Origin of the sequence: Streptomyces sp. Je 1-332, assembly GCF_040730185.1 — a bacterium.
Lineage (GTDB): Bacteria > Actinomycetota > Actinomycetes > Streptomycetales > Streptomycetaceae > Streptomyces.
The window spans coordinates 2,451,329-2,469,803 of the sequence record NZ_CP160402.1 but is presented as its reverse complement, the minus strand read 5'-3'; the positions used below and the strand labels follow the sequence as shown (position 1 = coordinate 2,469,803).

The following is an 18,475-nucleotide window of genomic DNA, read 5'->3' as shown; positions in this document are numbered from 1 at the left end:
CGTTGTATGGGTATGTACGCACTGCGCACCGGCGTAAACCGTTACTTACGGTGTATCAACCAGTCACCCAACGTGCTGATTTGTTCGATGGGTCGATCCATCGGTGGCCGGACGTCACCTGTGACCGGACGCCGCGGAGTGTGCCTGCCGTCACTGCCTGCGCCAGTTCTCCGCCAACGCGGGTCCGAGGTGGTCGAGATACGTCTCGGTGATCGCGCGGATCGACTCCACGCTCGAGTCCTCGCCCGCACCCCACAGTCGCCCGGTCACGCGCATCACTCCGCTGAAGGCGGCCACCACCACGCGTGGCCGGGGGTCCGTGTCGAGATCGAGCCCCTCGCGTTCGGCGATCACCCGCGCGACCTCTTCCTCCATCTCGATGGAGCGGCGCAGGTGGGCGGCGAGCAGGGAAGGGGTGGACTCGATCATCTGGTAGGTCCGCATGTGGAGTTCAACGGGGACGACCTCCTCGATGGACCGGCCCATCGCGTCCCAGGCCCCTATGACGGCCCCACGCAGAGCCACGAACGGCGTTTCGTCGGCAGGCCGTTCGCGCAACGCCTCCACGAACCGCTGCTCCACCATCTCCTGTACGGCGAACGCGGCCTCCTGCTTGTTGGCGAAGTACCGGAAGAACGTGCGCTGAGAGACGTCGACGGCTTCGGCGATCTCGTCGACCGTCGTCTCCTCGTACCCCTTGGTCGTGAAGAGCTCGAGCGCTGCGCGCAGAAGCGCGTCACGAGTGCGCTGCTTCTTGCGCTCGCGCAGTCCGGGCCGAGAGGACTCGTCGGAGAGGACTCCAAGGGTCTCTCCAAGGGCCTCGGCCTGCGGTTTCGCGGGGCCCGCCGCTCGCTGCTCGGTCCTCACGCCATGGCCTTCTTTCCACCGTTCCGACCAGCTCACCTTACCTGTGAGCTACGTGACAGTTACCGACTAGTGAAATGGTTTGTCAACTGTCAGTGACTGACACTAGCCTCGAACGTATGACTAGTCAGATCACCGTCGACAAGGCGGACAAGGCGCCGGAGCCGTCCGCTCCGGCCCCGGCCAAGGGGCTCCGCGGCCACCCTTGGCTGACGCTCTTCTCCGTCGCGATCGGCGTGATGATGGTCGCCCTGGACGGCACCATCGTGGCGATCGCCAACCCGGCCATCGCCAAGGACCTCGGCACCTCGATGGCGGGCGTCCAGTGGATCACCAACGGCTACCTCCTCGCGCTGGCCGTCGCGCTGATCACCGCAGGCAAGCTCGGTGACCGGTTCGGCCACCGGCAGACCTTCCTGATAGGAGTGGCGGGCTTCGCCGTCGCCTCGGGCGCCATCGGGTTCTCCAGCAGCGTCGGCCTGGTCGTCGCCTTCCGCGTGCTCCAGGGCCTCTTCGGAGCCCTCCTGATGCCGGCCGCGCTCGGCCTGCTGCGCGCCACCTTCCCCGCCGAGAAGCTGAACATGGCGATCGGCATCTGGGGCATGGTCATCGGCGCCTCGACCGCGGGTGGCCCCATCGTCGGCGGTCTGCTCGTCGAGCACGTCAGCTGGCAGTCGGTGTTCTTCATCAACGTGCCCGTCGGCGTCATCGCTCTAGTCCTCGGCCTGGTGATCCTCAAGGACCACCGCGCGGAGAACGCGCCGAAGTCCTTCGACATCCCCGGCATCGTCCTGCTTTCGGGCGGCATGTTCGCCCTGATCCTCGCCCTCATCAAGGGCTCGGAGTGGGGCTGGGGCGGAACGAGGACGCTGCTCTTCCTCGCCGGCGCGGTGGTTCTCTTCGTGCTCTTCGCCTTCTGGGAGACGAAGGTCAAGGAGCCGCTCATCCCGCTGGGCATGTTCAGGTCCATTCCGCTGTCCGCGGGCACGGTCCTGATGGTGCTGATGGCCTTCGCCTTCATGGGCGGTCTGTTCTTCGTCACGTTCTATCTGCAGAACGTGCACGGCATGAGCCCGGTCGACAGCGGGCTGCACCTGCTGCCGCTGACGGCCATGATGATCGTGGCCTCGCCGATCGCCGGTGCGCTCATCACCAAGTTCGGCCCGCGCGTTCCGCTCGTCGGTGGCATGGTGGCCACCGCCATCGCGATGTTCGGCATGTCCACGATGACGACGGACACCGCGACGCTGCCGATGTCCCTCTGGCTCGGTCTGCTCGGTCTCGGTCTCGCGCCCGTGATGGTGGGAGCCACCGAGGTCATCGTCGGCAACGCCCCGCTGGAGCTGTCCGGTGTGGCAGGTGGCCTCCAGCAGGCCGGCATGCAGGTCGGCGGCGCGCTCGGCACGGCGGTGCTCGGCGCGGTGATGGCAGCCCGGGTCGACGAGGACCTGCCCGCGAACTGGGCGGACGCCAAGCTGCCGCCGATGACGGCCGGGCAGCAGGACCAGGCGTCCGCCGTGATCGAGATGGGCGGGGCCCCGGTCCCGCCGAAGGCGCCGGAGCCGGTCGCCAAGGCGATCACCTCGGTCGCGCATGACACGTTCGTGTCCGGCATGGGCCTGGCCTTCACCGTCGCCGGTGTCGTCGCGGTCATCGCGGCCCTGGTCGCCACGTTGACCAAGCGCGGTGCCAACGCCGACGCGGGCGCCGGGGTCGGGCACATCTAGCCGCGTCCGAGCCGTCGCGCCTGCGCATTCTCGTGACGCCGCACGCGCATTTGGTGCCGTCGCGCACGCGCATCAGGGAAAGCCCCTCAGGGTTCTACTGGGGGGCTTTCGCCTATCTGGGTGACGCACATCCGTACCCCTTCCGATGGAGCTGGCGAGTGGGTCACAGTTCTGGCAAGTGATCCACACGACACGGGAGTTGAAGCAGATGCGCATGAGCATGCCCACGACCTTCGCCGCGGCCACACTCGCCACGATGATCCTCGCCCCCACACAGGCCGGTGCCACGGCACCGGTCACCAAGGCCGATCTCACGACACCCGCGAAGCACGCCGGGGCCGCAGCCCCGCCCAGGCTCGCCGGTTGCGGGCCGGGGGAGCTCTGCCTATGGGGAAAGGCGGAGTTCAAAGGCGCCCGACAGACGTATGAGCTGTCCGAAATCGACATCGAGAGCTGTGTAGCGCTGCCGGAGGGGGGCAGCGCTCAAGCTCTCGCCAACCGCACGGGCCGGCCGGTCACCACGTACCAATCCGCGGAGTGTGCCGAGACCGGCGAGTTCGACACCTACCCAGGGGGTGGCAGCTGGGTCCCGGAATCGCCTTACCGCGTACGGGCGTTCAAGGTCTGGGAGAACTGACCGGAGGCACCGGGGGCACATCGGGAGTCTCCGCGGTCGGCGCCGGCCGCGGCACCTCCACCCGCTCACCAGAGGCACCAGCCGCCCCCGGCTCCGCCCCGGCCGACAGTGCGGTCACCTGGGCCCGCAACGCACGCACCTCCGCCGTCAGCGCCTCGATCGCCGCTGTCTGGCGCCGCTCCTCGACGTCGTCCCGGTCGAAGCGCGAAATGAACCAGGCCGCGATATTGGCGGTCACCACACCCAGCAGTGCGATGCCCGACAGCATCAGGCCGACCGCGAGCACGCGGCCGAGCCCGGTCGTCGGCGCGTGATCGCCGTAGCCGACGGTGGTCATCGTGGTGAAGGACCACCACACCGCGTCACCAAGGGTCTTGATATTGCCGTTCGGTGACTCCCGCTCCACCGAAAGGACAGCCAGCGAACCGAACATGAGGAGGCCCACGACAGCTCCGGCGACATATGTCGTCAGCTGAATCTGCGACGCCATCCGGGCCCGGCGCCCCACCAGCAGCAGAGTCGACACGAGCCGCAGCAACCGCAGCGGCTGCAACATGGGGAGGAGGACAGCACCGAGGTCCAACCAGTGCGAGCGGACGAACTGCTTGCGGTGGTCGGTGAGGTAGAGGCGTACGAGATAGTCAGCGGCGAACGAGGCCCAGACGACCCACTCCACCACCGTGCAGGTGGTTCCGACGCTCTTGCTCGCGTCGGGCACCACGATGGGCACGGCGTAGGCGACGGCGAAGGCCACCGCGAGCACGAGGAGCGGACGTTGGGTGCGTCGCTCCCAACGCAGCTGTGCCGGTTGATGCTTCATGGGCGCTTCCATGCGCGCATCGTAGGAAACGCCGGAGGGCGGCGGGAGCCACCGCCCCACCACCCTCCGAACGCTCTACGTGCTACGGGGTCCGCGCGTACTGCACGCCGACGAGTACCGCACGGTCACCGCCATTCCCAGGCGTCCTAGACGTGCTAGGCGTCGCCCCCAGCGGCGCCCGGGTCGGCCGCCGTGACGTCCAGGAGCTGGTAGCGGTCGATGGCCTGCTTCAGTACGGAGCGGTCGAGCCTGCCCTCGCGGGCCAGCTCGGTGAGCACGCCGACCACGATCGACTGCGCGTCGATGTGGAAGAAGCGGCGGGCCGCACCGCGGGTGTCCGCGAAGCCGAAGCCGTCGGCGCCCAGGGACTGGTACGTGCCGGGGACCCAGCGGGAGATCTGGTCGGGGACGCTCCGCATCCAGTCGGAGACGGCCACGAACGGGCCCTCGGCGCCGGACAGCTTCTGCGTCACGTACGGGGTGCGCTGCTCCTCCTCGGGGTGCAGGAGGTTGTGGCGCTCCACGTCGACCGCCTCGCGGCGCAGTTCGTTCCAGGAGGTCGCCGACCAGACGTCCGCCTTGACGTTCCACTCCGAAGCGAGGATCTGCTGGGCCTCGACCGCCCACGGCACCGCGACACCGGAGGCGAGGATCTGCGCCGGGATGGCGCCCTGCTCGCCCGCCTTGAAGCGGTAGATGCCCTTGAGGATGCCCTCGACGTCCACATCGGCGGGCTCGGCCGGGTGCTGGATGGGCTCGTTGTAGACGGTGAGGTAGTAGAAGACGTCCTCGCTGTCTGGGCCGTACATCCGGCGCAGGCCGTCCTTGACGATGTGCGCGATCTCGTAGCCGAAGGCCGGGTCGTAGGCGACGCAGCCCGGGTTGGTCGAGGCGAGCAGCTGCGAGTGGCCGTCCGCGTGCTGGAGACCCTCGCCGGTCAGCGTCGTGCGGCCGGCGGTGGCGCCGAGTACGAAGCCGCGGGCCAGCTGGTCGGCCATCTGCCAGAACTGGTCGCCGGTGCGCTGGAAACCGAACATCGAGTAGAAGACGTACACGGGGATCAGCGGTTCGCCGTGGGTGGCGTAGGCCGAGCCCGCGGCGATCAGCGAGGCCGTGCAGCCGGCCTCGGAGATGCCGTCGTGCAGCATCTGGCCGGTCGGGGACTCCTTGTAGGCGAGGAGCAGCTCGCGGTCGACGGCCTCGTACTGCTGGCCGAGCGGGTTGTAGATCTTCGCGCTCGGGAAGAAGGCGTCCATGCCGAAGGTGCGGTACTCGTCGGGGGCGATCAGCACGAAGCGCTTGCCGATCTCCTTGTCCCGCATGAGGTCCTTCAGGATGCGGACGAACGCCATGGTGGTGGCGATCGACTGCTGGCCCGAGCCCTTCTTCGCTGCCGCGTACGTCTTCTCCTCCGGGAGGGGGAGAGGCTTCGAGCGGACCACGCGGGTCGGTACGTAACCGCCGAGGCCCTGGCGGCGGTCGTGCATGTACTGGATCTCTTCCGAGTCACGGCCCGGGTGGTAGTACGGCGGGGCGCCGTCCTCCAGCTGCTTGTCCGTGATCGGGATGTGCAGGCGGTCGCGGAAGCCCTTGAGGTCGTCGACCGTCAGCTTCTTCATCTGGTGGGTGGCGTTGCGGCCCTCGAAGTTCGGGCCGAGGGTCCAGCCCTTGACCGTCTGCGCCAGGATGACGGTCGGCTGGCCCTTGTGGGCCTTGGCGGCCGCGTACGCCGCGTAGACCTTCTTGTGGTCGTGGCCGCCGCGGCCCAGGTGCAGGATCTGCTCGTCGGTCATGTTCTCGACCATGGAGCGCAGGCGGTGGTCGTCGCCGAAGAAGTGCTCACGGATGTACGAGCCGGTCTCGGTGGCGTACGTCTGGAACTGGCCGTCGGGCGTGGTGTTGAGCCGGTTGACCAGGACGCCGTCGCGGTCCTGGGCGAGCAGCGGGTCCCAGCTGCGGTCCCAGACCAGCTTGATGACGTTCCAGCCGGCGCCGCGGAACTGGGACTCCAGCTCCTGGATGATCTTGCCGTTGCCACGCACCGGGCCGTCGAGGCGCTGGAGGTTGCAGTTGACGACGAAGGTGAGGTTGTCCAGGCCCTCGCGGGCGGCGATGGAGAGCTGGCCGAGCGACTCGGGCTCGTCCATCTCGCCGTCGCCGAGGTAGGCCCAGACGTGCGACTTGGAGGTGTCGGCGATGCCGCGCGCCTCCATGTAGCGGTTCATCCGCGCCTGGAAGATCGCGCCGAGAGGGCCGAGGCCCATCGAGACGGTCGGGAACTCCCAGAAGTCCGGCATCAGACGCGGGTGCGGATAGGACGAAAGGCCGTTCGGGGCCTTCGACTTCTCCTGGCGGAACGCGTCGAGCTGCTGCTCGGAGAGCCGGTCGAGGAGGTACGCGCGGGCGTAGATGCCAGGGGACGCGTGCCCCTGGAAGAAGATCTGGTCGCCGCCGTCGCCCTCGTCCTTGCCGCGGAAGAAGTGGTTGAAGCCCACGTCGTAGAGCGATGCGGAGGACGCGAAGGTGGCGATGTGGCCGCCCACCCCGATGCCGGGGCGCTGGGCGCGCGACACCATCACCGCGGCGTTCCAGCGGGTCGCGTTCAGGACCTTGCGCTCGATCTCCTCGTTGCCGGGGAAGAACGGCTCGTCCTTGGTGGCGATCGTGTTGACGTAGTCCGTGCTGCGCATCTCGGGCACGGCGACGCGCTTCTCGCGCGCACGTTCGATAAGCCGGAGCATCAGGTAGCGGGCCCGCTCGCGGCCGCGTTCATCGACCGCGGCATCGAGGGAGTCGAGCCACTCCTGGGTCTCTTCGGGATCGAAGTCCGGGACCTGACTCGGCAGGCCGCCAATGATGATCGGGTTGCGATCGGATCCGGAAGCCACGCTGTTCCTTCGCTGTTGGGGCTTTCGCCTGGGTTCTGCCTGGCTGTGAGACGTTCCCCATCGTGTACCGCGTAGACGCAATCGTCATCTCTACTGAGAGGTAACCGACGGGTCCGCCCGGTGGCCCTGGGGTAGGCTCGACCAAATCGCAACGATACGCCCATCCCGCCTAGCCGGTTCGTAAGGCCGTTCGGACCTCAGTTCCGATCGGTGTCGTACGAGCGAAGTCGAGCTGAGTGCGAGCGGAGAAGGATCTGGCAGGTGGGCCTTGAGTTGCGGCGACACGGCCGGGAACGTCACCGTTTCAGCGGTCTTGACGGCCGGGTACTTGCGCGATCCGGTCCGCCCGTGTGGACTACCGCCAATGTCCCGCGCACGCGCGTGGGTGAAGGCATTCCCGAAAACATGATCAGGAGGCAAGCCGTGAGCGCGACCGCGGACCACGCGGAGGAGCGGACCAACCCTGCCGCGAGGCTGGGTTTCCAGCCCGAGCAGGTGGTCCAGGAGATCGGCTACGACGACGATGTCGATCAGGAGCTCCGCGAGGCCATTGAAGGGGTGATCGGCAGCGAGCTCGTCGACGAGGACTACGACGACACTGCTGACGCCGTGGTGCTGTGGTTCCGCGAGGACGACGGCGACCTGACGGATGCGCTGGTGGACGCCACCCAGCTGATCGAAGAGGGCGGCGACCTCTGGCTGATGACGCCCAAGACAGGCCGTGACGGCTATGTCGAGCCGAGCGACATCAACGAAGCAGCACAGACGGCCGGCCTCGCTCAGACCAAGAGCATCAACGCGGGCAAGGACTGGACGGGCAGCCGTCTGGTCACGCCGAAGGCGGCAGCCAAGAAGCGGTGAAGCTGCCGCTCAGGCAGCAGGAAGTCGACTGAGCCGATCGCCGTGAGCCCCCACCGACGCATGCCGGTGGGGGCTCACGCATGTCCGGAGGGCGGCCGGGCCGCAAAAGCGCCCGCCCTGCGGGGTGATCGGACGAAACGTCCGTTGCGTAGGGTGGTCGTCACCCGAACAGCCCCATCGAAGGGATGCGAACTCATGGCGCTCGCTGGAACGGCGATCGGCACCAAGGCCCCGGACTTCGAACTGAAGGACAACCACGGCCGGACCGTGAAGCTGTCGGACTTCCGCGGCGAGAAGAACGTGGTGCTGCTCTTCTATCCGTTCGCGTTCACTGGTGTGTGCACGGGGGAACTCTGCGCGCTGCGCGACGAACTGCCGAAGTTCGTCAACGACGACACGCAGCTGCTCGCGGTCTCGAACGACTCCATCCACACCCTGCGCGTCTTCGCCGAACAGGAGGGCCTGGAGTACCCGCTGCTCTCCGATTTCTGGCCGCACGGCGAGGCGTCGCGCGCGTATGAGGTCTTCGATGAGGACAAGGGCTGCGCGGTGCGCGGCACCTTCATCATCGACAAGGAGGGCGTGGTGCGCTGGACTGTTGTCAACGGCCTGCCGGACGCCCGCGACCTCGACGAGTATGTCAAGGCGCTCGACACCCTGTGATTCCTCAGGGGTGACACCCTGTGTTTCTTCAGGTGCAGAGCCTGTGGCGGCCGGGAACCGGTCACTAGGATCCACTCGTTGATCCGATGGCAAGCACGACTGGGGCTCCCCGCCCCTGGACATCAATTGGGAGGACCTGTGGGAGTCAGCCTCAGCAAGGGCGGCAACGTATCGCTGAGCAAGGAGGCGCCCGGCCTGACCGCGGTTCTGGTCGGCCTGGGCTGGGATGTCCGTACCACCACCGGTACGGACTTCGACCTCGACGCCAGCGCCATTCTGACCAACGCCGAGGGCAAGGTCAGCAGTGACGGCAACTTCGTGTTCTTCAACAACCTGAAGAGCCCGGACGGCTCCGTCGAGCACACCGGTGACAACACCACCGGTGAGGGCGAGGGCGACGACGAGGGAATCAAGGTCAACCTGGCGGCCGTTCCGGCCGACGTGGACAAGATCGTCTTCCCGGTCTCGATCTACGACGCCGAAACCCGCCAGCAGTCGTTCGGCCAGGTCCGCAACGCGTTCATCCGCGTCGTGAACCAGGACGGCGGCACGGAGATCGCGCGGTACGACCTCTCCGAGGACGCCTCGACGGAGACGGCGATGGTCTTCGGCGAGCTGTACCGCAACGGGGCGGAGTGGAAGTTCCGCGCCGTCGGCCAGGGCTATGCCTCGGGCCTGCGCGGCATCGCGCAGGACTTCGGCGTCAACGTCTGAGCCGAGTAACGCCCTCCGCCTTGTCGTCCGGCGCCGCACACCACGAGTGCGGCGCCGGACGTGCTCAAACTCCTGCTCCCGGGCACAGCTCCCGAATCATGGGGGACCGGGAAACTCTTGCTCTCGAACCACGGGGAGGACCACATCATGGGCGTCACGCTCGCCAAGGGAGGCAACGTCTCCCTCTCCAAGGCCGCACCGAACCTCACACAGGTCCTGATCGGCCTCGGCTGGGACGCGCGCTCCACCACCGGAGCACCCTTCGACCTCGACGCCAGCGCGCTGATGTGCAACTCGGGCCGGATTCTCGGCGACGAGTGGTTCGTCTTCTACAACAACCTCAAGAGCCCGGACGGCTCCGTCGAACACACCGGCGACAACCTCACGGGTGAGGGTGACGGTGACGACGAATCGCTCCTGATCGATCTCTCCAAGGTTCCCGCCACCTGCGACAAGATCGTCTTTCCGGTCTCGATCCATGACGCGGACAATCGCGGTCAGGCGTTCGGCCAGGTCAGCAACGCTTTCATCCGTGTCGTCAACCAGGCGGACCATCAGGAGCTCGCACGGTACGACCTCTCCGAGGACGCCTCCACGGAGACCGCGATGATCTTCGGCGAGGTCTATCGCTACGGGGGCGAATGGAAGTTCCGTGCCGTTGGGCAGGGGTACGCGTCAGGTCTGCGGGGCATCGCTCTAGACTTCGGGGTCAATGTTTCGTAAAGCAGGGGACCGGCGCGGGGGAGACCGCTAAACGGGAGCCCGTACACACACGATTGGGTAGCCAGTGCTTCTGAAAACCTTCGGCTGGTCGTTCGCGGTTACCGCGCTCGGCCTGGTCGCGGCGGTGTTCTACGGGGGGTGGACAGGTTTCGGGATCGTGGCGATCCTGTCCATCCTCGAGATCTCGCTGTCCTTCGACAACGCGGTGGTCAACGCCGGAATCCTGAAGAAGATGAGTGCCTTCTGGCAGAAGATCTTCCTCACCATCGGCATCCTCATCGCCGTGTTCGGCATGCGGCTGGTCTTCCCCGTCGTCATCGTGGCCATCAGCGCCAAGATCGGGCCCATCGAGGCCGTCGACCTGGCGATGACCGACAAGGACATGTACAAGCAGCTGGTGACCGACGCTCACCCGTCGATCGCCGCCTTCGGTGGCATGTTCCTGTTGATGATCTTCCTGGACTTCATTTTCGAGGACCGGGACATCAAGTGGCTGGGCTGGCTCGAGCGTCCGCTCGCCAAGCTCGGCAAGGTCGACATGCTGTCGGCCTGCATCGCGCTGATCGTCCTGCTGATCACCTCGATGACCTTCGCCGTCCACGCCCACCAGCACGGCGGCACACACGTCAACAAGGCGGAGACGGTACTGATCTCCGGCATCGCCGGTCTGATCACCTATCTGATCGTCGGCGGCCTCTCCGGCTTCTTCGAGAACAAGCTCGAGGAGGACGAGGAGCGCGAGCACGAGGCCGAGGAAGAGGCCAAGCGCACCGGTAAGAACACCGGCATGGCGATGGCCGGCAAGGCCGCGTTCTTCATGTTCCTGTACCTCGAGGTCCTGGACGCGTCGTTCTCCTTCGACGGTGTCATCGGCGCCTTCGCCGTCACGAACGACATCGTCCTGATGGCGCTCGGTCTGGGCATCGGCGCGATGTACGTCCGGTCGCTCACCGTGTACCTGGTCCGCCAGGGCACCCTCGACGACTACGTCTACCTGGAGCACGGCGCGCACTACGCGATCGGCGCCCTCTCCGTGATCCTCCTCGTCACCATCCAGTACGAGATCCACGAGGTCATCACCGGCCTCGTCGGCGTCGTCCTGATCGCCTGGTCCTTCTTCTCGTCCGTGCGCCGCAACAAGCGCATCGCGGCGGCGGAGGGCAAGGGCAAGGGCTCGGGTTCGGACGAGAAGGCCGAGGTGCCTTCCGGCGTCTGACCCAGGCCTGATCCAGGTCTGGCCCAGGTCTGACCCAAGTCTGGCCCAGGTCTGACCCAGGGTCCGATCCGTTCCCGGAGTGTGACGCGGGGCCGGGTGAGGAACGCTTCTGAACGGGGCGGCCATCGAGGACGAGTCCTCCTGGCCGCCCCGTTCGCATTCGTAAGGAACTCACAGGGCCCATGGGGCTCATGAGGCTCCGGCACTTTTTTTGGGGGCGGCGATGTCCTTCTGGGACGGTTTGTGGCGTGGGCGAACGATGGACTACGAGTCGGGCAGCGCCGCGACGAACTCCATCGAACTCACCAAGCGGCACCCGACGGTCTCGCTCAACAAACAGGGCGCGGCCACCGGCAACCTCCGGGTCAACCTCTCCTGGCAGATGCGCACGTCCGACATCATCGGCAAACCCAAGGGCGCCGGCCTGCTGCGGCACCCCCTGAAGATGTTCCAGCCGGACGTGGTGCAGGCGCACACCCAGGGCGTGGTCAACGTGGACCTCGACCTCGGCTGTCTGTACGAGACGATGGACGGCGCCAAGGGCGTCGTGCAGCCGCTGGGCAGCTTCTTCGGGGACCTGAACGCGCCGCCTCACGTGAAGCTCAGCGGCGACGACCGTTTCGGTTCGCCGTCGGGCGAGACGATCTACGTGAACCTCGACCACCGTGAGTCGATCAAGCGGCTGCTGTTCTTCGCCTACATATACGACCAGACGCCGGCCTTCGACCGCACGCACGCCAAGGTGACGCTCTACCCCAGCAACGGCCCGCGGATCGAGATCGACCTGGACGAGCGCCAGCCGCAGGCGCGCTCCTGCGCCATCTTCACGCTGGAGAACGTCAAGGGCGAGATGGTCGTGCGCCGCGAGGTGAAGTTCGTGTACGGCTTCCAGGCCGAGCTCGACCGTCTCTACGGCTGGGGGCTGCAGTGGGGCCGTGGCTACAAGTCGAAGGTGGGCGGCGCCTGAACGGGCCCCGGGCGCTCATTGCGCTCGGCCCAATCGGCGTGCTGAGCCCGCTCGGCCCGCCCAGCCCGCTCCCGCTCGCCCCGCCCGCCCCGCTCGGTCTGCTGAGCGGCCCCGCGTCCTCAGCGTCCTCAGCGTGCGAGGAACTGCGGGCCCTGGGGCGGCAGCCGGAAGTTCGGGTCGGGCATCGGCGCCACGGGCTGCGGATAGCCGTACGAAGGCTGCGGGACCGGCGCCGCGTGGGCGGGCGGGTGCTGCGGGTAGCCGTAGGACGGCTGCGGGGCGGGCTGGTGGCGCGGTGGCTCGGGAGGGTAGCCGTACGCGGGCTGCGGGGCCGGGGAGGGGAAGGGCTGCGGGGCGGGGATCTGCGGGGCCGAAGTCTGGCTCGGACCTTGGGCGGGACCCGGGGCCTGCGCCTGCGTGGCAGCCTCGGGCAGCGGCTGCCGCTGGGGGTACGGCTGCGGGAGCGAGGCCTCGGTCGTCGGCTCGGGCACCGCCTCCGACTCGTCCACGGAGATGCCGAAGTCGCCGGCGAGACCCTCCAGGCCGTTCAGATAGCCCTCGCCCAGGGCGCGGAACTTCCAGACCTCGCCGCGGCGGTAGAGCTCGCCGCAGATCAGGGCCGTCTCGGCGCCCGTCTGCGGGGTGATGTCGAAGTACGCGAGCGGTTCGGCCTCGCCCGCGCCGGCGTCGTACAGCAGGATGCGCAGCGCGCGCACGTTCTCGAAGGCGACGTTCTCGGCGGAGGCGACGAGCAGGACGCGGTGCACGGCGGGGTCGAGGCCCGCCATGTCCGTCTGGATCGTGTCGGTCAGGCCCTCGGAGAGGCCCTGGGAGACGCGCTTCTTGCCGAGCCGCCAGACCTTGCCCGACGGATGGCGCGGCTGGTTGTAGAAGACGAAGTCCTCGTCGGACCGCACGCGGCCGTCGGCGCCGAGGAGCAGAGCCGACGCGTCGACGTCCGGGACGCCCTGACCAGGGGTCCAGCGCAGCACGGCGCGGACGGCGGTGGCTTCGAGCGGGACGTTCGACCCCTTCAACATCGCGTGCGTCATGCGGTCATCCTGCCTTCCCGGGTTTGAACGGGACAACGCGGGGGTGACGGTGTGTGGCCTGTGTGACTGTCATGGCCGAGTTACTTGAATTTCATGCCCGTGGGGAACCCTTGACACCCGTCCCTACGTACTATTACCGGCCACATCACGTCGGGTCGCGCCGACGAGTACAGGGGAAATCATGCGTCATTTCGGGCATATAGCCCCAGAGGTGCGACAGCGTCTCTTCCATCGGGAGCCGTGCGCCTTCACCGCGGACTCCTCCCCGCGCCTGCTCGCCGCCGCCCTGGGAGCCACGCTCTACAGCCCTGCCACGCGCCCCCGCCTCGCCGACGACATCCTCAAACAGGCAGGGCATGGCGTGATCTCGATGGTGCTCTGCCTAGAGGACTCGATCGACGACGCGGAAGTCGTCGGCGCTGAGGAGAACCTGGTCAGGCAGTTCGCCGACCTGGCCGGGCGGGACGGCGCGGAGCCTCCGCTTCTCTTCATACGGGTCCGGACGCCCGAACAGATAGCCGACCTGACGGAGCGACTCGGCGCCGGGATCCGGCTGCTTTCCGGATTCGTGCTGCCCAAGTTCACCGAGGAGCGCGGCGTCGCCTTCCTGGAGTCGCTCGCCGTGGCGGAAGCCGCGAGCGGCCGCAGGCTCTTCGCGATGCCGGTCCTCGAATCGCCGGAACTGCTGCACCTGGAGAGCCGCTCGGAGACCCTCGCCGGGATCGCCCGCACCGTCGACAAGTACCGCGAGCGGGTGCTCGCGCTGCGGCTCGGCGTCACCGACTTCTGCTCGGCGTACGGACTGCGCAGGCCGCCGCACATGACCGCGTACGACGTGCACATCGTGGCCTCCGTCATCGCCGACGTGGTGAACCGCCTCGGCAGGGCCGACGGCACCGGCTTCACCGTGACAGGCCCTGTGTGGGAGTACTTCCGCGCCCAGGAGAGGATGTTCAAGCCGCAGCTGCGCCGCAGCCCCTTCCTCGAGGGCCGGGCCGAGGAGCTGCGGCAGGCGCTCATCGAGCACGACATCGACGGGCTGCTGCGCGAGATCGAGCTCGACCGGGCCAACGGCCTGCTCGGCAAGACCTGCATCCACCCCTCGCACGTGCTGCCCGTGCACGCGCTCTCGGTCGTCAGCCACGAGGAGTTCAGCGACGCCGAGGACATCCTGCGCCCGGAGCGGGACGGCGGCGGGGTCATGCGCTCGGCGTACACGAACAAGATGAACGAAGTGAAGCCGCACCGCGCCTGGGCCGAGAGGACCCTCCAGCGCGCCGAGGTCTTCGGCGTCGCACGCGAGGACATCGGCTTCGTGGAACTGCTCACCGCCGGGCTCTCCGGCTGAGCACCCGGGCCGCCTGAGCGCCCGGGCCCCCTTTTTCCGAACGTAAGGACTGTGCGAGGACTGTGAACGACGACGTGGTGGAGCCGGCGACGGTGTGGTCAGGGACGTGGGTCGCCGAGCGGCTCGGTGTGGAGTTGGCCGGGGACGCGGGGCTGAGCGGCCTGCTCGGCCTCGCCCTGCGCCGCAATCCGAAGCGGGCGCATCTCTTGGTGTCGAACGTCCTCGGCAAGCATGTGCCGCAGCTCCCTTCCGTCGTGTACGCGGCCGGGCGCGACCTCGGTGTGCGGGTGCGCGCCCTCCTGGGCGAGGCGGAGGCCGGGCGCGCGGTCGTGCTCGGGTACGCGGAGACGGCGACCGGCCTCGGCCACTGCGTCGCGGACGGCATCGGCCTCGCGCCCTACCTCCACTCCACGCGCCGCCCGGTCGACGGGGTGCGCAGGGCGGGCGGCTTCGAGGAGTCCCACTCCCACGCGACCTCGCACCTGCTGCTGCCCGAGGACCCCCGGCTGCTCACCAGGGACGGTCCGCTGGTGCTCGTGGACGACGAGTTCTCCACCGGCAACACGGTCCTCAACACCATTCGCGCCCTGCACGAGCTGTACCCGCGCGAGCGGTACGTCATCGTGGCGCTCGTCGACATGCGTTCCCCCGAGGACCAGGGCCGCCTGACCGACTTCGCCCGGGAGATCGGCGCGCGGGTCGACCTGATCGCGATGGCGTCCGGCACGGTGAGCCTGCCGGAGGGGGTCCTGGAGAGGGGGCAGGCGCTGGTCGAGGAGTACGAGGCTTCGGCGCTCCCCGCCCCGCGCCGCGAGGCCGGTTCGGTCACCCGGGTCGACCTCGCCTGGCCCGCCGCGGTACCGGACGGCGGCCGCCACGGCTTCACCCCCGAGCACAGGGCGTCCCTCGATGCGGCGCTCCCGGGGATGGCGAACCGGCTCGCGGAAGCGGTGGCTCTGGGGGGCGCGCCGAATGCCGTCCCGCAGTCGGCCTCGGAAGCAACTCCCGCCACCCGCGTCCTCGTCCTCGGCTTCGAGGAGTTGATGTACGCGCCGCTGGCTCTCGGCGTGGCGTTGGAGGAGCGGTTGTCCGGTGGTGCCGTGGAGGTGCGGTACTCGACCACCACGCGATCGCCCGTCCTGGCCGTCGACGACCCCGGCTACGCCATCCGCAGCCGCCTCGTCTTCCCCGCGCACGACGACCCCGCCGACGGACCCGGCGAGCGGTACGCGTACAACGTCGCCGGCGGGGGCTTCGACGCGATCGTCCTTGTGGTCGACTCCGTGGCCGACCGCCCCGAACTCCACGCCCCCGACGGCCTGTTGGCGCAGCTCGCCGCGCACGCACCGCAGGTGCTGCTCGCCGTCGTGCCCTCGTACGTCCCCCAGCAAGCCTCTGAGTACGTCCCCGAAAGGCCCTCCATGCTGCCCGAGCCTCTCCGCGGCCCCGACTTCTCCTCGTACCCGGCCGAAGACGTCGGCTGGCTGCTCCAGGACCTCTCGGACGTGACGCTCGAGGCGCCCACCGAGGAGCGCGAGGAGGCGATACAGAGCGGTGGCGCGCACTACGCCGAGTCGCTGCCGGTCGAGTACCAGCCGAGCCCGCAGTACCAAGAGCTGTTCCGTGCCGCGCTCGGCACCTCCGCCGCCCGCATCGCGCAGGCCGTCGGTGCCGTCACCGAGACCGTGCTCGCCGAGTGCTCCCCGCGTCCGGTCCTCGTCTCCCTCGCCCGTGCGGGTACGCCCGTCGGCGTGCTGATGCGGCGCTGGGCGCAGCACCGGCACGGCCTCGACCTGCCGCACTACGCCGTCTCGATCGTGCGTGGCCGCGGTATCGACGCCAACGCGCTGCGCTGGCTCGCCGCCCACCATGACCCGGCCGACGTCGTCTTCGTCGACGGCTGGACGGGCAAGGGGGCGATCACGCGTGAACTCGCCGACGCGGTGCGGGAGTTCGAGGCGGCCGGTGGTCCGGTCGGCTTCAATCCGGAGATCGCGGTGCTCGCCGACCCCGGCTCCTGTGTCCGTACCTACGGCACCCGCGAGGACTTCCTCATCCCCTCGGCCTGCCTCAACTCGACGGTGTCCGGCCTGATATCACGTACCGTCCTGCGGGCGGATCTGGTCGGGCCCGATGACTTCCACGGCGCCAAGTTCTACCGCGAGCTCGCCGACGGCGACGTGTCCCTCGACTTCCTGGACGCCGTCACCGCCCGCTTCGACGAGGTGGCCGACTCCGTCGACGCCCAGGTCAAGGAGCTGCTCTCGGCCGACAGGGCCCCGACCTGGGAGGGGTGGGCCGCCGTCGAGCGGATCAGCGAGGAGTACGGGATCCACGACGTGAACCTGGTCAAGCCGGGCGTCGGCGAGACGACGCGCGTCCTGTTGCGGCGCGTCCCCTGGAAGATCCTGGCGCGCGAGGGCGCGGGGGCCGACCTCGATCACGTACGGCTCCTCGCGGAGCAGCGCGGTGTTCCGGTCGAGGAGGTGTCCGAACTCCCCTACACCTGCGTCGGACTGATCCACCCTCAGTTCACGCGCGGAGCCACCGGTACGGACGGCAAGGCGGTGGCCGCCAAGTGAGCACCTCTCGTTCAGTGTTGGTCGCCAGTGACCTCGACCGCACCCTCATCTACTCCTCCGCCGCGCTCGGTCTGACCATGCCCGACACCGAAGCGCCGCGCCTGCTCTGCGTCGAGGTCTACGAGAGCAAGCCGCTGTCGTACGTCACCGAGACCGCCGCCGGGCTGCTCGACGAGGCGGGCCGCGGCACGGTCTTCGTGCCGACGACCACGCGGACGCGCGAGCAGTACGGACGTATCCATCTGCCGGGCCCCGCACCGCGGTTCGCGATCTGTGCCAACGGGGGGCACCTGCTGGTCGACGGGGTGTCCGACCCCGCGTGGCGGGCGGACATCGACCGGCGGCTCGCCGCCGAGTGCGCCTCGCTCGACGAGGTCCGCGCTCACATGGTGCGCACCGCCGACCCCGCCTGGCTCCTCAAGGAACGGGTGGCCGAGGACCTCTTCGCCTATCTGGTCGTCGAGCGCGCCCTGCTGCCGGTGGAGTGGGTCAAGGAACTCGCCGTGTGGGCGGAGGGGCGCGGCTGGACCGTCTCGTTGCAGGGCCGCAAGCTCTACGCCGTGCCGAAGCCGCTGACGAAGAGTGCGGCGGTGCGCGAGGTGGCCCGCCGTATCGACGCGGACGAGATCCTGGCCGCCGGTGACTCGCTCCTCGACGCCGATCTGCTGCTCGCCGCCGACCGTTCCTGGCGGCCGGGGCACGGCGAACTGGCGGACACGGGCTGGACGGCGCCGGGACTCACGGTGCTGCCGGAGCGGGGGGTCGCGGCGGGGGAGGAGATCCTGCGGGAGTTCCTTCGCCATGGTTCGGCCAACGCCTGACCCCCGGCCGGTCCGCTGCCGCTAGCCTTGGCCCATGCCCCGATACGAGTACCGCTGCCGTTCCTGCGGCGACACCTTTGAGCTGAGCCGCCCGATGGCCGAGTCCGCCGCCCCCGCGGCCTGCCCCGCGGGGCACGAGGACTCGGTGAAGCTGCTGTCGACGGTGGCCGTCGGAGGCTCGACCTCGACGCCTGCCGCGGCCCCGCGAGGCGGTGGCGGAGGCGGCTGCTGTGGCGGGGGCTGCTGCGGCTAGCCACCGGCGGTCCGGGCGGCTCTGGGAGGTGCCCTGCGGGCCAGCGGGCCGCGCTCGCCCCTGGGCTGGTCCAGCGGGCCCGCGCGGGCCGGGCTGCTCTGGAAGGCGCCCGGCGGACCGGCGGGTTAGTCGGCTCCGTAGGGGACCTGCGGGCCGGTCGCCCCCTGGACGGGCCCAGCCTGGCCCGCGGGCCAGGCTGCTCTGGAAGGCGCCCGGCGGACCGACGGGCAGTCGGCTCTGGAAGGTGCTCTGCGAGTCGACGTCCTGGTCGGCTCTGGAAGATGCCCTGCGGGCTGCGGGCCGGCTCCTCTGAACGTGGCCCAGTCGGACGGCGGGCCG

Annotated in this window: 16 protein-coding genes; 12 read left to right on the top strand and 4 right to left on the bottom strand. The window is 68.8% G+C overall.

Annotation, left to right across the window (positions count from 1 at the left end):
• Window positions 1–150: 150 nt before the first annotated feature.
• Window positions 151–768 carry a TetR family transcriptional regulator gene (locus ABXJ52_RS11465; protein ID WP_367048985.1) on the bottom strand — a complete coding sequence of 206 codons (618 nt, stop codon included), beginning with the start codon at window positions 766–768 and terminating at the stop codon, window positions 151–153.
• Between the two features lie 215 nt (window positions 769–983).
• On the opposite strand from ABXJ52_RS11465, the gene ABXJ52_RS11460 reads away from it, so the two are divergent.
• Together ABXJ52_RS11460 and ABXJ52_RS11455 are read left to right on the top strand one after the other, a co-directional pair.
• Window positions 984–2,591, top strand: coding sequence for an MFS transporter (locus ABXJ52_RS11460; protein ID WP_367041536.1), 1,608 nt, complete (start codon window positions 984–986; stop codon window positions 2,589–2,591).
• Window positions 2,592–2,811: 220 nt separating this feature from the next.
• Window positions 2,812–3,228, top strand: a complete 417-nt coding sequence (locus tag ABXJ52_RS11455) for a peptidase inhibitor family I36 protein (protein ID WP_367048984.1) — start codon at window positions 2,812–2,814, stop codon at window positions 3,226–3,228.
• On the opposite strand, the gene ABXJ52_RS11450 is transcribed toward ABXJ52_RS11455, so the two are convergent.
• Together ABXJ52_RS11450 and aceE are read right to left on the bottom strand one after the other, a co-directional pair.
• Entirely contained in the window at window positions 3,209–4,048 is an 840-nt protein-coding gene (locus ABXJ52_RS11450) for a potassium channel family protein (RefSeq protein WP_367041534.1), read from the bottom strand. The genes ABXJ52_RS11455 and ABXJ52_RS11450 overlap by 20 nt on opposite strands.
• A 155-nt stretch (window positions 4,049–4,203) precedes the next feature.
• Window positions 4,204–6,936: a pyruvate dehydrogenase (acetyl-transferring), homodimeric type gene (gene aceE / locus ABXJ52_RS11445; protein WP_367041532.1), complete on the bottom strand. Its 2,733-nt coding sequence runs from the start codon at window positions 6,934–6,936 to the stop codon at window positions 4,204–4,206.
• Between the two features lie 423 nt (window positions 6,937–7,359).
• On the opposite strand from aceE, the gene ABXJ52_RS11440 reads away from it, so the two are divergent.
• The 6 genes from ABXJ52_RS11440 to ABXJ52_RS11415 all read left to right on the top strand — a co-directional run bounded on the left by ABXJ52_RS11440 (window position 7,360) and on the right by ABXJ52_RS11415 (window position 12,080).
• The gene (locus tag ABXJ52_RS11440) at window positions 7,360–7,797 is read left to right on the top strand and encodes a DUF3052 domain-containing protein (protein ID WP_361189495.1); all 438 of its coding nucleotides are present in this window, start codon (window positions 7,360–7,362) and stop codon (window positions 7,795–7,797) included.
• Between the two features lie 195 nt (window positions 7,798–7,992).
• The gene (locus ABXJ52_RS11435; RefSeq protein ID WP_367041530.1) at window positions 7,993–8,460 is read left to right on the top strand and encodes a peroxiredoxin; all 468 of its coding nucleotides are present in this window, start codon (window positions 7,993–7,995) and stop codon (window positions 8,458–8,460) included.
• Between the two features lie 138 nt (window positions 8,461–8,598).
• Entirely contained in the window at window positions 8,599–9,174 is a 576-nt protein-coding gene (locus ABXJ52_RS11430; protein ID WP_367041528.1) for a TerD family protein, read from the top strand.
• A gap of 147 nt (window positions 9,175–9,321) precedes the next feature.
• The gene (locus ABXJ52_RS11425; RefSeq protein ID WP_249593058.1) at window positions 9,322–9,897 is read left to right on the top strand and encodes a TerD family protein; all 576 of its coding nucleotides are present in this window, start codon (window positions 9,322–9,324) and stop codon (window positions 9,895–9,897) included.
• Between the two features lie 64 nt (window positions 9,898–9,961).
• Window positions 9,962–11,113, top strand: coding sequence for a DUF475 domain-containing protein (locus tag ABXJ52_RS11420; RefSeq protein WP_367041526.1), 1,152 nt, complete (start codon window positions 9,962–9,964; stop codon window positions 11,111–11,113).
• A 223-nt stretch (window positions 11,114–11,336) separates the two neighbouring features.
• On the top strand, window positions 11,337–12,080 hold the full coding sequence (locus ABXJ52_RS11415) for a Tellurium resistance (RefSeq protein ID WP_367041524.1): 744 nt from the start codon (window positions 11,337–11,339) through the stop codon (window positions 12,078–12,080).
• A gap of 128 nt (window positions 12,081–12,208) precedes the next feature.
• On the opposite strand, the gene ABXJ52_RS11410 is transcribed toward ABXJ52_RS11415, so the two are convergent.
• A complete protein-coding gene (locus tag ABXJ52_RS11410; RefSeq protein WP_367041523.1) occupies window positions 12,209–13,132 on the bottom strand; it encodes a TerD family protein in 924 nt (307 codons plus the stop codon).
• 181 nt (window positions 13,133–13,313) lie between these two features.
• Between ABXJ52_RS11410 and ABXJ52_RS11405 the strand changes: the two genes are divergently transcribed.
• From ABXJ52_RS11405 to ABXJ52_RS11390, 4 genes are all read left to right on the top strand, one after another.
• Window positions 13,314–14,480 (top strand): HpcH/HpaI aldolase/citrate lyase family protein, encoded by a 1,167-nt coding sequence (locus ABXJ52_RS11405; RefSeq protein ID WP_367041521.1) that lies wholly within the window; start codon window positions 13,314–13,316, stop codon window positions 14,478–14,480.
• Between the two features lie 62 nt (window positions 14,481–14,542).
• Complete coding sequence (locus tag ABXJ52_RS11400) at window positions 14,543–17,062, top strand: phosphoribosyltransferase (RefSeq protein ID WP_367041519.1); 2,520 nt, start codon at window positions 14,543–14,545, stop codon at window positions 17,060–17,062.
• 17 nt (window positions 17,063–17,079) lie between these two features.
• Window positions 17,080–17,883: an HAD family hydrolase gene (locus ABXJ52_RS11395; RefSeq protein WP_367041517.1), complete on the top strand. Its 804-nt coding sequence runs from the start codon at window positions 17,080–17,082 to the stop codon at window positions 17,881–17,883.
• A 34-nt stretch (window positions 17,884–17,917) separates the two neighbouring features.
• On the top strand, window positions 17,918–18,136 hold the full coding sequence (locus tag ABXJ52_RS11390) for a zinc ribbon domain-containing protein (protein WP_367041515.1): 219 nt from the start codon (window positions 17,918–17,920) through the stop codon (window positions 18,134–18,136).
• Window positions 18,137–18,475 lie beyond the last annotated feature (339 nt).